At 73.6% G+C, this 13,715-nt stretch carries 15 protein-coding genes and 1 other RNA gene; 8 read left to right on the top strand and 8 right to left on the bottom strand.

The window, feature by feature from the left end; genetic code table 11:
• Positions 1-54: 54 nt before the first annotated feature.
• Positions 55-822, bottom strand: coding sequence for a peroxide stress protein YaaA (yaaA, locus tag ACIA8N_RS02460; RefSeq protein WP_365777322.1), 768 nt, complete (start codon positions 820-822; stop codon positions 55-57).
• A 130-nt stretch (positions 823-952) separates the two neighbouring features.
• Between yaaA and ACIA8N_RS02455 the strand changes: the two genes are divergently transcribed.
• A complete protein-coding gene (locus ACIA8N_RS02455) occupies positions 953-2,395 on the top strand; it encodes an RNB domain-containing ribonuclease (protein WP_365777320.1) in 1,443 nt (480 codons plus the stop codon).
• Here the strand turns inward: ACIA8N_RS02455 and ACIA8N_RS02450 are convergent.
• Together ACIA8N_RS02450 and ACIA8N_RS02445 are read right to left on the bottom strand one after the other, a co-directional pair.
• A complete protein-coding gene (locus tag ACIA8N_RS02450) occupies positions 2,340-3,206 on the bottom strand; it encodes a hypothetical protein (protein WP_365777318.1) in 867 nt (288 codons plus the stop codon). The genes ACIA8N_RS02455 and ACIA8N_RS02450 overlap by 56 nt on opposite strands.
• On the bottom strand, positions 3,203-3,967 hold the full coding sequence (locus ACIA8N_RS02445; RefSeq protein WP_365777316.1) for a MerR family transcriptional regulator: 765 nt from the start codon (positions 3,965-3,967) through the stop codon (positions 3,203-3,205). The genes ACIA8N_RS02450 and ACIA8N_RS02445 overlap by 4 nt, the downstream gene beginning before the upstream one ends.
• A 133-nt stretch (positions 3,968-4,100) precedes the next feature.
• Between ACIA8N_RS02445 and ACIA8N_RS02440 the strand changes: the two genes are divergently transcribed.
• Positions 4,101-4,679, top strand: coding sequence for a Uma2 family endonuclease (locus ACIA8N_RS02440; RefSeq protein ID WP_365777314.1), 579 nt, complete (start codon positions 4,101-4,103; stop codon positions 4,677-4,679).
• Positions 4,680-4,725: 46 nt separating this feature from the next.
• Positions 4,726-5,124, top strand: an RNA gene (gene rnpB / locus ACIA8N_RS02435) — RNase P RNA component class A.
• Between the two features lie 60 nt (positions 5,125-5,184).
• Here the strand turns inward: rnpB and ACIA8N_RS02430 are convergent.
• Both ACIA8N_RS02430 and ACIA8N_RS02425 read right to left on the bottom strand, forming a co-directional pair.
• Positions 5,185-5,706 carry a DUF1203 domain-containing protein gene (locus ACIA8N_RS02430; protein ID WP_399415501.1) on the bottom strand — a complete coding sequence of 174 codons (522 nt, stop codon included), beginning with the start codon at positions 5,704-5,706 and terminating at the stop codon, positions 5,185-5,187.
• A gap of 80 nt (positions 5,707-5,786) precedes the next feature.
• Positions 5,787-6,779, bottom strand: a complete 993-nt coding sequence (locus tag ACIA8N_RS02425) for a YafY family protein (RefSeq protein WP_365777312.1) — start codon at positions 6,777-6,779, stop codon at positions 5,787-5,789.
• A 126-nt stretch (positions 6,780-6,905) separates the two neighbouring features.
• On the opposite strand from ACIA8N_RS02425, the gene ACIA8N_RS02420 reads away from it, so the two are divergent.
• Positions 6,906-7,367: a VOC family protein gene (locus ACIA8N_RS02420; RefSeq protein WP_365777310.1), complete on the top strand. Its 462-nt coding sequence runs from the start codon at positions 6,906-6,908 to the stop codon at positions 7,365-7,367.
• Between the two features lie 51 nt (positions 7,368-7,418).
• Here ACIA8N_RS02420 and ACIA8N_RS02415 read toward each other — a convergent pair whose 3' ends face one another.
• Positions 7,419-8,576 carry a serine hydrolase domain-containing protein gene (locus tag ACIA8N_RS02415; protein WP_365777308.1) on the bottom strand — a complete coding sequence of 386 codons (1,158 nt, stop codon included), beginning with the start codon at positions 8,574-8,576 and terminating at the stop codon, positions 7,419-7,421.
• Between the two features lie 163 nt (positions 8,577-8,739).
• Here ACIA8N_RS02415 and ACIA8N_RS02410 point away from each other — a divergent pair, with 163 nt between their 5' ends.
• On the top strand, positions 8,740-9,975 hold the full coding sequence (locus tag ACIA8N_RS02410; protein ID WP_365777306.1) for a histidine kinase: 1,236 nt from the start codon (positions 8,740-8,742) through the stop codon (positions 9,973-9,975).
• A complete protein-coding gene (locus tag ACIA8N_RS02405) occupies positions 9,972-10,688 on the top strand; it encodes a response regulator transcription factor (RefSeq protein ID WP_365777304.1) in 717 nt (238 codons plus the stop codon). The genes ACIA8N_RS02410 and ACIA8N_RS02405 overlap by 4 nt, the downstream gene beginning before the upstream one ends.
• Positions 10,689-10,709: 21 nt before the next feature.
• Here ACIA8N_RS02405 and ACIA8N_RS02400 read toward each other — a convergent pair whose 3' ends face one another.
• Entirely contained in the window at positions 10,710-11,144 is a 435-nt protein-coding gene (locus ACIA8N_RS02400) for an I66 family serine proteinase inhibitor (RefSeq protein ID WP_365777302.1), read from the bottom strand.
• A gap of 131 nt (positions 11,145-11,275) precedes the next feature.
• Between ACIA8N_RS02400 and ACIA8N_RS02395 the strand changes: the two genes are divergently transcribed.
• Positions 11,276-12,448 (top strand): excalibur calcium-binding domain-containing protein, encoded by a 1,173-nt coding sequence (locus ACIA8N_RS02395; protein WP_365777300.1) that lies wholly within the window; start codon positions 11,276-11,278, stop codon positions 12,446-12,448.
• A 70-nt stretch (positions 12,449-12,518) separates the two neighbouring features.
• On the top strand, positions 12,519-12,842 hold the full coding sequence (locus tag ACIA8N_RS02390; protein WP_030208062.1) for a nuclear transport factor 2 family protein: 324 nt from the start codon (positions 12,519-12,521) through the stop codon (positions 12,840-12,842).
• Between the two features lie 24 nt (positions 12,843-12,866).
• Here the strand turns inward: ACIA8N_RS02390 and ACIA8N_RS02385 are convergent, their stop codons facing one another.
• The gene (locus ACIA8N_RS02385) at positions 12,867-13,643 is read right to left on the bottom strand and encodes an SDR family oxidoreductase (RefSeq protein ID WP_365777298.1); all 777 of its coding nucleotides are present in this window, start codon (positions 13,641-13,643) and stop codon (positions 12,867-12,869) included.
• Between the last annotated feature and the right edge of the window lie 72 nt (positions 13,644-13,715).

Here is a 13,715-nt window from a genome sequence, read left to right as displayed (position 1 = left end):
CCTGGCCACGGCGAGCGCAATGCGCAATGACTGTTGCGCAGGGTGCAACGAGTCCTAGTGGATCTCGTCCACCAGGACGTCCAGCGAGCCCGCCTTACCGGTCTCCTCCACCACGTACCCCAGGTCCCGCAGCGCCTCCACCAGCTCCCCGGGCGACCGCGGCCCCGCGCCCGCCTCCATGAGGCTCCGCACGATCCGCCCCTTCGTCGCCTTGTTGAAGTGGCTGACCACCTTCCGGGTCGGCGCGTGCAGCACCCGCACCGTCGCCGTCCGCGCCGCCACCTCGCCCTTCGGCTTCCACGCCGACGCGTACGCCGACGAGCGCAGGTCCAGAACCAGACCGTCCCCGGCCACCTCGGGAAGAACGGACGCCATGGCACCCCGCCAGTGCGCGCCGAGCGCGCCGAGACCCGGCAGCTTCACCCCCATCGAGCAGCGGTACGACGGAATCCGGTCCGTCACCCGCACCGCGCCCCACAGCCCCGAGAACACGAGCAGCGACCGCCCCGCCCGCTTGCGGGACGCCGCGTCCAGGGTCGCCAGACCCAGCGCGTCGTACAGCACGCCCGTGTAGACCTCGCCGGCCGGACGCGCGCCCGCCGTCCGCAGCTCCACGTTCTTCGCGACCTCGCCGCGCAGGCCCTCGCTCAGGCCGAGCACCTCGCGCGCCTTCTCCTCGTCGGCCGCGCACAGCTCGACCAGCTCGTCCAGGACCGCCGCCCGCGCCTCCGCGAGCCCCGGCAGGGACAGCGATTCCGGCTTGAGCGGCGCCCCGCGCCCCGAGGAGGCCTTGCCTTCGGAGGGCGGCAACAGCACGAGCACGGCGGTTCTCCTTCATACGTACGGGATCGGGGGTGCGGCCCCGCCCGTCAAGACTACAAAGGGCGAGCCCCCGCCCCCGACGTACCGCCTTCCGGGTGCCGTCCCCGGAACCCAGCCATACGCTCGGTCCATGCCACGCCGCCCCCTTCACGTGACCGGCCCAGCCGAGACTCCGCTGCGGGCCGCCCTGCGCGCACTCCGTACCGAACTCGCGATCCCCGACGCCTTCCCGAGCGCCGTCCTCGCCGAGGCCGAGGCCGCCGCGAAGGCCCCCCGGCTCCCCACCCACGACGCCACCGACCTGCCCTTCTTCACCGTCGACCCGCCCGCCTCCACCGACCTCGACCAGGCCATGCACCTGGCCCGCCGGGCCGACGGCGGCTACCGCGTCCACTACGCCATCGCCGACGTCGCCGCCTTCGTCACCCCCGGCGGCGCGCTCGACGCCGAGGCCCACCGGCGCGTCCTCACCCTCTACTTCCCCGACGGCCGGATCCCGCTCCACCCGGCCGTCCTCTCCGAAGGCGCCGCCAGCCTCCTCCCCGGCGACCCCCGCCCCGCCCTGCTGTGGCGGATCGACCTCGACGCAGAGGGCCGCCGCGTCGCCACCGACGTCCGCCGCGCCATGGTCCGCAGCCGCGCCAGACTCGACTACGAGGAGGTGCAGCGCCAGATCGACACCGGGACGGCGGAGGACCCCGTCGCCCTGCTCCGGGACATCGGCCGGCTCCGCGAGACCCTCGAAGCCGAACGCGGCGGGATCTCCCTCAACGTCCCCGAACAGGAGATCGTCGCGCAGGACCACGGCTACTCCCTCGCCTACCGCGCCCCGCTCCCCGCCGACGGCTGGAACGCCCAGATCTCCCTCCTCACCGGCATGGCCGCCGCCGACCTCATGACCGCCGCCGGGACCGGCATCCTGCGCACCCTCCCGACCGCCCCCGACGGCGCCGTCGCCCGCCTGCGCCGCTCCGCGCGGGCCCTCGGCGTCGACTGGCCGCACCACGTCTCGTACGCGGACGTCGTCCGCGCCACCGACCCCACGAACCCGCGCCACGCCGCCTTCCTCCAGGAGTGCACCACCCTGCTGCGCGGCGCCGGGTACACCGTCTTCACCGACGGCCTCGTCCCCACCCCGGCCGTGCACGCCGCCGTCGCGGACGAGTACACCCACTGCACCGCTCCGCTGCGGCGGCTCGTCGACCGGTACGCGGGCGAACTGTGCGTGGCGGCGGTGGCGGGCGACGAACCGCCCGAGTGGGTACGGGCCGCCCTGCCCACGCTCCCCGACGAGATGGCCATGGGCACCCGCCGCGCCAACACCGTCGAGCGCGAGAGCGTCGACATCGTCGAGGCGGCCCTGCTCGGCGAACGGGTCGGAGAGGTTTTCGACGCGTACGTCATCGACGTGAAGGAACGCGATCCGGCCGTCGGCACCGTCCACCTGGAGGACCCGGCCGTCGTCGCCCGCGTCGCGGGCGGGGACCGCCCGCTGCCGCTGGGGGAGTGGCTCCGGGTCAGACTGACGGCGGCGGACCCTGGGACGGCGAAGGTGCTGTTCGCGCCCGCGTGAGCTGCCTGTACAGGGCGCGCGCGTCGTCGGCGTGGACCCGGATCAGCCGTACGGGCCGGGGCGCCCCGCTCAGGAACCGCGGCACGTCGACCGGCTCGGCCAGCTCGATCGTGACGGAGGTCTGCGAGCCGACCGCGAGGTTCAGCTCGCCCTCGGCCTTCTCGTGCGTGAACAGCAGCTCCTGGCGGACCGCCGCGATCTGGTCGAGCGGCACGCGCACGTCGACGTGCGCGGCCTGCCGCAGCCGCAGGACGTCCCCGCTGAGGGTGTGCGGACGGGTCGCGGCAGCGGCGTGCAGTCCGAGGACGAACAGCACGGTGTAGACGTCCAGGACGAGGACGACCGCGTGGACGAGGGGCCAGTCGGCGAGCAGGTACGACATGCCGACCGTCTCGACGAGACACACGAACGCGAAGCCGTACATCAGCGCCGCCTGGTCCCGCGCGTGCGGGAACACGCCGTCGGCGCCCTCGACCCCGTGAGGCCGCCGCGCCACCCAGCGCACCACGGCGGCCATGATCCGCAGCTCGTGTCCCATGATCCGTAGCACGGGCCCGGGCACCAGCTCGGCCAGGGCCTCCCGCCGCGAAAGGCCGCGCCGCCGCAGCCGCGCCCAGACGACGCCCTCGGCCGCGAGCAGCCCCAGGACGAGCAGCTCCCCGACGAGGAGCACGCCCACGGGTATGCGTACCCCGGCGAGAAGACAGACGAAGAGCACTACCTCGGCGGGCAGCGCGGCGTACGCGACCCCGCGAAGCAGCCGCAGCCCCCGTCCGCGCCGCGGCCCGCCCGCCGCACCGGTACTCGTCATGCTTCCGCCTCCGTCGACTCGTCGTCACCTCGTGCCAGGACCAGCTCGATCGCCCGCCGTACCGCCGCCGACTGGGCCGGGGCCAGGTCGGCGAAGAAGGCGTCGGCGATGCCGCCGGAGCCCTCGGGAGGCAGCTCCACGGCCAGCCCGTCCGGCAGGACGCCGGCCAGGGCGCGGGCGGCCCCGTCCACCCGGGGGTCGTCCGGCTCCGCGTCGGCGAGGGCGTCGAGGAGCCCGTACACCTCCCGCGCGCTGCCGGCCACCCCGTGCATGAGGCTCATCAGCCGGGCCCGCTCGGCCTCGGGGACGACGGTGTCGAGGAGGGCCAGGATCTCCCGGTCCTTCGCCGCCATCGGGGACTCGGGCAGCTCGCCCAGGCCCGCCAGCAGCGCCGCGAGCTCAGGGGACACGGGCCCGTCGGCGGGCAGGCGCCCGGCCCGCGCCTCGGTGAGGAGCGGGGCGAGGCGTTCCCGGCGCTCCCGGATCACCGCCTCCTGCCGGGCCAGGTCCTCGTCCAGTTCCTCCAGGACCTCCACGAGGCCCCGCCCCTCGTCGTCCGCGAGCACACCGCGTACCTCGTCGAGCCCGAGCCCCAGCTCGGTCAGCCGCCGGATCCGGGCGAGCAGCACGGCGTCCCGGACCCCGTACTCCCGGTACCCGTTGGCCCGCCGCACGGGCTCGGGCAGCAGCCCCGCCTGGTGGTAGTGCCGCACGGCCCGGGGGGTGACCCCTACCAGGGCGGCGATCTCGCCGATACGCATGCGCCCAGTAGAAACCCTGACGCTGCGGCAAGGTCAAGCGTGATCCACCGCTCTGTCCGGATCATGTGCCACGATCGAGGGAACGCCCCTGATCCGACGGACGGCCGGTGCCTCGATGTCCGAGTCTGACGACATGACTGCCATGCCGCACGAACCGCTTACGCAGGCGGACACCCTGCTTGAGGGCTTCCTGGCGCTGGACACGCCGGAGGGCTTCCGCGCGGAACTGGTCGAGGGGGAGATCGTCGTGACGCCGCCGCCGGACGGGGACCACGAGGACTACATCGGGCTGATCGTCGGGCAGGTGTACCGGCGGTCCCGGACCGAGATGCAGTTCTCGGGGAACAAGGGACTGACACTCAAGGAGACGCCTGGCGCCCCGAGGGATCACGTCATCCCGGACGGCACGTTCGCCCCACAGGCCCAGCGTCTGTATCGAGGAGCGGCATCCTGGATGCCGTGCGCGGGCGTGGCGATGGTTCTGGAGGTCACCTCCAGTCGTCCGAACGCCGATCGGGAGGCCAAGCGTCGCTGCTACGCCCGGGGCGGCATCCCGCTCTACCTGCTGGTGGACCGGGACACGTCCACGGTGACGCTCTTCACCGACCCGGAGGACGGCGACTATCGCGAGCACCACGCCGTGCCGTTCGGCAAGTCCCTCAGCCTCCCCGCCCCCTTCGGCTTCGACCTGGAGACGGCCGAGTTCCTCTGAGGGCGGCTTCCTCCGTATCGGCGGGTAGCATGGTCGGCACGGCAGACGAGCCGGGCGGACGGCCGCGTGGAGATCTTCGGATCTTCCCGAGGAACGTCCGGGCTCCACAGAGCAGGGTGGTGGCTAACGGCCACCCGGGGTGACCCGCGGGACAGTGCCACAGAAAACAGACCGCCGGGGATTTCGGTCCTCGGTAAGGGTGAAACGGTGGTGTAAGAGACCACCAGCGCCTGAGGTGACTCAGGCGGCTAGGTAAACCCCACTCGGAGCAAGGTCAAGAAGGGACACCTCGGTGTCCCTGCGCGGACGTTCGAGGGCTGCTCGCCCGAGTTCGCGGGTAGACCGCAGGAGGCCGGTGGCAACGCCGGTCCTAGATGGATGGCCGTCGCCCCGACGACCGCGAGGTCCCGGGGCACAGAACCCGGCGTACAGCCCGACTCGTCTGCCGGCCCACGCGGAAGGGCCCCTGACCAGGTGCAAACCTGGTCAAGGGCCCTTTTCCGTGTCAGGGGCGCCGCACCTCGAAGTGGAAGCAGCCGTACTCGACCGCCCGGACGTGCACCAGGGCCACGGCCGGGTCCGTGAAGGCCTCCGTGAGGGCGGTGTCCAGGCCCTCGTCGGGGGCTTCCGGGAGTTCCAGGAGACGGCCTCCGACGATGTGGCCCGCCGCGTCGTAGCGGCGGAGGGCCCGGAGCGCCCCGGGGCGGGTGAAGGGGTACGCCTGCGAAGGGGCGGGGCCGCCGCAGTCCTCGGCGTGGATGAAGACGGGACCCTGTTCGTCGTACGCGCCCGGGTCCGCCCCGGTCTCGGCGGCCCAGCGGCGCAGCGGGGCGTACGAGACCAGCGCGATCCGCTCGCCGGGGGCGGCGGCGCGCAGGCAGCAGCGGAGCGGGTCGCCGCCGTCGGTGGCCGTCCGCGGCACGCAGGGGTGCCCGGCGTCGTCGGAGGCGCGCAGCTCGGCGAGCGCCGAGGGAGCGATGGGGCGGGCGGGGTACGCGGTGATGAGGTGGGTGGCTTGGGTGCTCATGTGGCCAGGCTCGCGCGCGAGCCGCCGCTGCGCTGGCGCAATTCGGACGGCGAGCTGCCCCGGTGTTAAGGGCCGTCCCGTCACTTCGCGCGTGTACGCCCGTCCGGTGGTGCGGGCGTCGCGCCGGCCTTCAGGAGTCGGTCCGCCAGGGCACGGCAGCGGCCGGAGAGTTCCGGTGGGTCGAGCGGCTCGAAGTCGTGCCCGAGGAGGAGGACGTGCAGGATCAGCGCGTCGAGGCCGGCGGCGCCGCTGAGCACCTCGCAGCGGTCGTCCCCCCGTGGCCGTACGACCGCCGCCGACGCCGGGACCTGCGCGCGGACCGTGTCGGCCGGCGCGTGCACGAGGAAGCGCGCCTGGTGGGCGTAGACCCGGCCGGCCACCCCCTCCTGCACGTACGTCGCCGCGTCGGGTGCCTCACGCGGGCGGAACCGCCAGGTCCTGGCGGACACGTCCGTCATCCTGTCGACGCGGAAGCTGCGCCAGTCGGCACGGTCCAGGTCGTACGCGAGGAGGTACCAGCGGCGGTCGGAGGCGACCAGGCGGTAGGGCTCGACCCGCCGTCGGCGCACCTCGTCCCCGGAGGGGTAGTCGAAGCCCGCCTCGACCTCGTCGCGGCAGGCCCCGGCGAGGGCGGTGAGCACCTCGGGGTCGACGGGCGTACGGCCCCGGCCGAAGAACTCCACGGAGCCGGAGAGGGCGCGCACCTCGTGCCGCAGCCTCGTGGGCAGCACCCGGTCGAGCTTCGTCAGCGCCCGGAGCGCCGCGTCGCCGGGGCCCGCGGCCGCGCCGGCGAGCAGCGAGACCGCCGTGGCGATGGCCTCCTCGTCGTCGAGGAGCAGCGGCGGCAGGTCTCGCCCGGGGCCGAGCCGGTAGCCGCCGCCGACGCCCTGGCCCGCGTGCACCGGGTAGCCGAGCGAGCGGAGCCGTTCGACGTCGCGCCGGACCGTGCGGGTCGTCACCCCGAGCCGGTCGGCGAGTTCGGGGCCGCTCCAGGTGTGGCGCTGCTGCAGCAGTCCGAGCAGGGTCAGGACCCGTTCGGTGGTGCCCCGTTCGGCGCCGGTCGATGCGATCACGGGGCCACCCTGGCATGCCCTTGCACGCCCTTGCACGCCCTGGGCATGGCGGACCGATTCTGTCCGCCATGGGTGTCAGGGTGGATTCACAGGACGAGGAACCCCCGTAACGAACGGAGCGGCACGATGAGCCGTCACTTCCAGGTCACCTTCGACGCCCACGACCCCCGCGCGCTGTCGTCCTTCTGGCGCGACGCCCTGGACTACGTCCACCCCGGCCCGCCCGGGGTCGAGCTGCCCGAGGGCGCCGACCCGCTGGCCGCGTGGGACGACTTCCTGGCGAGGATCGGCGTACCGGAGGAGCAGCGCAACACGAGGTCCGCCATCGAGGACCCGGACGGGCAGGGCCCGCGGGTGTTCTTCCAGCAGGTGCCGGAGGACAAGGCCGCCAAGAACCGCGTCCACCTCGACGTCCGCGTCGCGCCCGGCCTCGAGGGCGAGGAGCGGATGGCGGCCCTCGAGGCCGAGTGCGACCGGCTCGTCGCGCTCGGCGCGAAGCGGGTGCGCCGCTTCGAGCCCGAGCCTCCGATGGGCACCGGCTGGATCGTGATGACCGACCCCGAGGGCAACGAGTTCTGTCTCGACTGACGCCCTGCCCGGGCGGCCCCGGACGGCCCTGGGCGGGCCCGTCGGTCCGACTCAGCGGCAGAGCGCCTTGTCCACGACCGCCTCGACGCGCCTCGTGCCCGCGATCTCGGTCGGGATGCTCGTCACCGCGATGTTCACGGCGCGGCCGTCGTCCGTGGCGCCGCCCCGGGTCTCGTACCCCACGATGTCCCCGCCGTGCCCCCAGTAGACCCCGCCGCAGGTCAGCGGCCGGCTCATGAGCCCCAGGCCGTAGCCGGCGCCGGTATCCCCGACCGGGACCGTGGTGCGCATCTGGGCGAGCTGGGCGGCCGGGAGGAGTTCGCCGTCGAGGAGCGCGGTGAAGAAGCGGTTGACGTCGGAGTTGGTGGAGATCATCTGGCCGGCCGCCCCGCCCGCCGACGGGTCGATCTCGGTGAAGTCGCGCAGCGCCTCCTCCGTCGTGAGCCGGTGGTAGCCCCGGGGGTGGGCTTCCCGGATGGTCTTGTCGCCGGGCGCGGGGAAGTAGGTGTGGCGCAGGCCCAGGGGCCGGACGATCCGCCGGTCGATCTCCTCGGCGAGCGGGCGGCCCGTGACCTTCTGGACGATCAGACCGGCCACGATGTAGTTGGTGTTGCTGTACGACCATTTCTCTCCCGGCGGGAACCCGGCCTTGTGCCGGAGGGCGATGTCGACCAGGTCGCGGGGCTCGAAGTACCGGTGCGCCATCTCGTCGTCGCCGATGTACGTGCCGTACTCCGGAAGTCCGCTGGTGTGCTGGAGGAGCTGACGGACTGTGATGCGGCGTCCGTCGATGCCGTCCCCGCGTACGAGGCCCGGCAGATAGGTGTCGACGTCGGCGTCGAGGTCGACCTTCCCCTCCCCGACCAGCTGCAGGACGACCACCGCGGTGAACGTCTTGGTGTTGCTGCCGATCCGTACCTGGCCGTCCCTCGGCACCTTCGCGCCGGTGGCCAGGTCGCCGACCCCCGCGGTGTAGGTACGGCTGCGGCCCGAGCGGTCCTGGACGGTCGCGAGCGCGGCGGGCTGCCCGTCGCGGACCAGCGCCTCCAGGCCCTGCCGCACGGTGTCCGGCCGCGGGGCGGCGAACGCCGTCGGCGGCGCCAGGGCGCCCGTGGCCACGACGGCGAGGGCCACCCCGGCCGCGGCCGCCAGGGCTCCGCGCCGCCGGCGCCCGGAGGGGTGGGGACGGTGGGCTGTCTGCTCACGCATGGACGGTCAACTCCCGTGTGGTCGTGGTCGTTCGTGCCCTTCGACCGGGCAGGACACGATCATGGGTTCGGGGGGCTGCGGCGCGCATCGCGGGAAAGCGGGAGAAGACGCTCCCCCGATCGGGGGAGGCCGGGCGTGAGCCGCCCGTCCATACTGGCTGATCATGATCAAGCCAATGCGGCCGCTGCTGCGGCGCTCCACGTACTCGGGTGCGCTGTTCGGCTACGGCGCCGTTCTGGCGAGCCTTCCCCTGCTGTCCTTCGCGCTGCTCCCCGCGCTCGCGTGGCGGTCCGCTCCCGAGGGCGTGCAGATCGGCCTGGCCGTGCTCGTATGGGCGGTGCTGATCGGCCTGGTCGGCCTCGCCCGCACCACCCGGCGGGTGCTCGTCCTGTCCGCCCGGCGGCTGTTGAAGGTGCCGCTGCCCGATGCCGATGCCGTACGGGCCGCCGGCTCCCGTGCCGGCCGCTGGCGGACCCCTCTCTGGCTGCTGCTGCACGTGGCGGTCGGCTGGACGGGTGCGCTGGCGAGCGGTCTGCTGCTCTTCGTGGGCCTGACCCTGCCGGGAGGATGGCTCGGCGCCGAGCTGGGGCTGAGTCTCTTCGGCCGGTCGGTACGGGTCGGGGGCGGCTGGCAGAGCTGGGCGGCCGGGCTCGGCTGCCTGCTGCTCGCGGGGGCCGTGTGCGTCCTGGTGACGAGGACGCTGCGATGGTCGGCGCCCAGGCTGCTCGGGCCGTCCACGGCCGAGCGGCTCGCGGCGGCTGCCGAACGGGAGCTGCGCCTCGCCGAACGCAACCGGCTCGCACACGAGCTGCACGACTCCATCGGGCACACGCTGACGACGACCACGATCCAGGCGGCGGTCGCCGGCGAGGTGCTCGCCACCGATCCGGTCGCGGCCAGGGCGGCCCTGCGCAGCATCGAGGAGTCGGCCAGGGCCGCCCTGGAGGACCTGGACTACGTCCTCGGGGTCCTGCGGGAACGGGAGGCCGAGACGGCGCCGACCCGCACCCTGGCCGATCTGCCCGAACTGTTCGACCGGGTACGGCACACGGGCGCGGTGGTGGAGCCGGACCTCTCGGGGGACCTGGCCCACGTCCAGGGAACGTTGTCCCGGGCCGCGTACAGGATCCTGCAGGAGGGGTTGACGAACGCGATGCGGCACGGAGCGGGCGGGCCCATCGCGGTCCGCGTGCGGGCCGGGGCGGAGGCACTGGAGCTCGGCGTGGTCAACGGAACGGCGCAGGAGGGCGAGGGAGCCGGTGCCTTCCCGTCGTCCGGGCACGGCCTGTCCGGTCTCGCCGAACGCGTACGGCTCCTGAACGGGGACATCGAGACCGGGCCTGACGGGCCGCGGCACTGGCGCCTGGCGGTCCGGCTTCCCGTACGGCCGTCGGCATGAGCGGGACGAGTGCGGCACCCGTCACCCTCCTGATCGCGGACGACGACGAGGTGACCCGCAGCGGCCTGCGCACCCTGCTCGCGGCGCAGCCGGGGATCGCGGTGGTCGGCGAGGCCGCCGACGGCGTCGAGGTCGTCGAACAGGCGCGGCGGCTGCGGCCCGACGTGGTCCTGATGGACGTGCGGATGCCGCGCCGCAACGGGATCGAGGCCACCCGGCACCTCCTCGCGGAAGCGGACGGTTCCGCGGCGGCCGGGCCGGCCGGGGAGTCCCGCGCGTACGACCCGCCGAAGGTCGTCGTGATCACCACCTTCGAGAACGACGACTACGTGACGGCCGCGCTCGGCGCGGGCGCCAGCGGGTTCGTGCTGAAGAGGCTGCCGGTCCGGCAGATCGCGGAGGCGGTACGGGTCGTGGCGGCGGGGGAGGCGATCCTCTTCCCGGCGACGCTGCGCCGGATGGTGGCCGCCCGCCCCAGGGACTCCGCCGACGCGCTGCCGGGGGCGGCGCTCACGGGGCGGGAGGAGGAGGTCCTGCGGCTGATGGCCACCGGCCTGTCCAATCCGGAGATCGCGCAGACCCTCACCGTCAGCCTGGAGACGGTGAAGACGCACGTCGGCAACGTGCTGACCAAGCTCGGCGCCCAGAACCGGACCCACGCGGTGGTCATCGCGTACGAGTCCGGTCTGGTGGTGCCGGGGTTCACCGGCTGAGTCCCCGTATCCGTCCGAGGGTCAGTCGAGGACCTCGATCGTCCACTGCGGGTCCCGGTCGTCCGTACGGACGAAGATCCGCTTGGGGAGCAGGGAGCGGTCCTCGAAGAGGTCGCGGCCGAGGGCCAGGCCGTGCTGGTCGATCATGTACGTCCCGGTGCGGAGGTCGGCGAGCGAGGTGACCGTGGCGGTGCCGTCGTCGTCGACGCGCTGGATCCGCCAGACGGACGCGGGGGAGTCGTCGCCGCGGACACCCACCGGGGCCCGCTCGGTGCCCTCCGCGACGATGGTCTCCTCGGTGCCCTTGGCGGTGAAGCGGAAGCCCTGGCCCTCCCGGGTGACCACCCACTCCGCCGAGCGCCCCTGGTCCACGAGGAAGCCGACCAGGGCTCCGTCCTCGACTCCGACCGGGGCCCCCTTCGCGTACAGCTTGACGACCTTGCCGGTGTCTGACATCTGTCCTCCTGGGCTGATTGCGGCAGTTGGGGCGATAGTGCCCGGTCGGGCCTGGGCGGGGCCAGCGAACACGCAGGTCATAGGCTGCGCGGTGCTGGGAAGTCGTCAGGGAGGGGAAGGTTCCGCACGCCGTGGAGCACGATCGGACGCAGGGCCGGCCGCAGGGCAGGACACAGGGCTGGGAGCAGGGGCCGGCGCAGGGCCGGGAGCAGAGGCGGCGCGACTGGGGGCCGATCGGCCCGGCCGGCGTGTCCCTGGACAAGCGGGCAGCGGCCTCGAAGCCGGCCGGGGAACGGTGGTGGCGGCGGCCGGGGTTCGTCGTCCTCTGTCTGGTTCTCATACCGCCGGCCGGCATGGTGCTCGCCTGGCGGACCCGGTGGACGCCGGGCCGGAAGGTCGTCGCGACCGTCCTGTCGGGGGTGTGGTTCGTGGCGGTGGGGACGAGCGAGCCGTCGGCGGAGGAGCCCGCGACGGCCGCCGCCGGGTCCCGGGCGACCGCGTCCGCGACCGCCCGCGCACCGTACGGTCGCTACACCCCGCCGACGCCCACGCCGCGCCCGACCGTGCGGCGGGTCGTGGCCGACTACACGGGCCGGAACCTGGAGACGGCGACGAGGGCCGCGTACGAGGCGGGCTTCAGGACGCGGTCGCACGACGCGACCGAGGACGACAGGATGCAGCTCGTGGACGGCAACTGGAAGGTCTGCTTCCAGGAGCCGGCGGCCGGTGTGACGGTCGTGGCGGAGGAGGGGCGGCGGAGCAGGATCGAGTTCGCCGTCGTCGAGAAGAGCAGCCCCTGCCCGGCGCGGGACGGCGAGGCCGTGGTGTTCCCCAAGATGCCGGACGTGGTCGGCAAGACCTTCGCGAACGGCTCGGCGGTGCTCAGGAAGCTGGGCCTCACCCGGATCACGGGCACCAGCGTGTACGCGGACGTCGACCTGGCGGCCGGTCACGAGGACTGGCGGATCTGCTTCCAGGACCCGGAGGCGGGCGAGGACGTCGAGCGGCCGGAGTACCTGTCCGTACGGCTGTCCCTCGCCCGGCCGGGACTCGCCTGCCCGAGCGAGGAGTACGCCCGGCTGAACCCGGACCCCGACCCGGACCGGCACGGCTCCGGAACGGGCACCGGATCCGGCTCGGACACCGGGTCGGGTTCGGACTCCGGCTCCGGTGGCGGCCTCGCGTACTACAAGAACTGCGACGCCGTCCGCGCGGCCGGCAGGGCCCCTATCTACCGGGGGCAGCCCGGCTACCGCTCTGGCCTCGACCGCGACGGCGACGGCAAGGCCTGCGACTGGTCCTGATGGGCGGACGTGACGGACGGGACGGCCCGGTTCCCCGGGGATGCCGGGCCGCCGGGTGTACGGGTGGGGCATGACGATTCCTGTGAACCAGCTCAGCGACCCCGCCGTGCGCGCCTTCGTCACGGCCCTCAACGCGAACGACGAGGAGGCCTTCCGGGCGGCTCTCGTGCCCGGCGCGACCATGTCCGACGACGGGTCCGAGCGGGACGTGGAGCAGTGGACGGAGAAGGAGGTCTTCGCCTCGCGCGGGCACATGGAGATCGAGTCCGAGAAGGGCGACGGGCGCGACCTCGTCGCCCGGTACCGCAACGACACCTGGGGCGAGATGCGGACCCGCTGGCGCTTCACCGTCGAGGACGGCAGGATCGCCCGCTTCGAGACCGGACAGGCCTGACGCCCGTACCGTCGGCCGGGGGCCCTACCCCCGGCCGATGTACGGCATCGTCGTCGCCATGACCGTGGCGAACTGGACGTTCGCCGCCAGTGGCAGGGACGCCATGTGCACCACCGTCGCCGCCACGTCCGCCGCGTCCATCACCGGTTCGGCCGCCAGTTCGCCGTAGGCCTGGAGGATGCCGGTCTGCATGCGGGCCGTCATCTCGGTCGCCGCGTTGCCGATGTCGAGCTGACCGCAGGCGATGCGGTACGGGCGGCCGTCGAGCGACAGGGACTTCGTCAGGCCCGTCATCGCGTGCTTCGTCGCCGTGTACGCGATCGAGTGCGGGCGCGGTACATGGGCGGAGATCGAGCCGTTGTTGATGATCCGGCCGCCCTGCGGGTCCTGATCCTTCATGGCCCGGAAGGCCGCCTGGGCGCACAGGAACGCGCCCGTCAGGTTGACGTCGACGACCGCGCGCCAGGTGTCCGGGTCCAGGTCCTCGACGGGGACGCCGCCGCCGGCGAACGTACCGGCGTTGTTGAAGAGCAGGTCGACGCGGCCGTAGCGGTCCCGTACCGCCGCGAAGAGGGCCGCCACCTCCTGCGCCGAGGTCACGTCCGTGGGCACGGCCAGGAAGTCGCCGGCCGGGAGGGCCGCCGCCGTCTCCTCCAGGGCCTCCGCCCTGCGCCCCGCCAGGGCCACCGACCAGCCCGCCTCCGCGAGGGCCAGTGCCACGCTCCGGCCGATGCCCGATCCCGCTCCCGTCACCACTGCGATGCTCATGGGCGCGCAGCGTACGCGAGACGCGTGCCCCATGAACTCATTGTCCCGACACGTGGATGTTCTGTACCCGACAACGTGAGGTCGTCCCGTCCCCCTCGAATGGCG

The organism is Streptomyces sp. NPDC051822 (assembly GCF_044452745.1).
GTDB lineage: Bacteria > Actinomycetota > Actinomycetes > Streptomycetales > Streptomycetaceae > Streptomyces.
The sequence above is the reverse complement of the archived record's forward strand: the minus strand, read 5'-3'. Positions and strand labels throughout refer to the sequence as shown.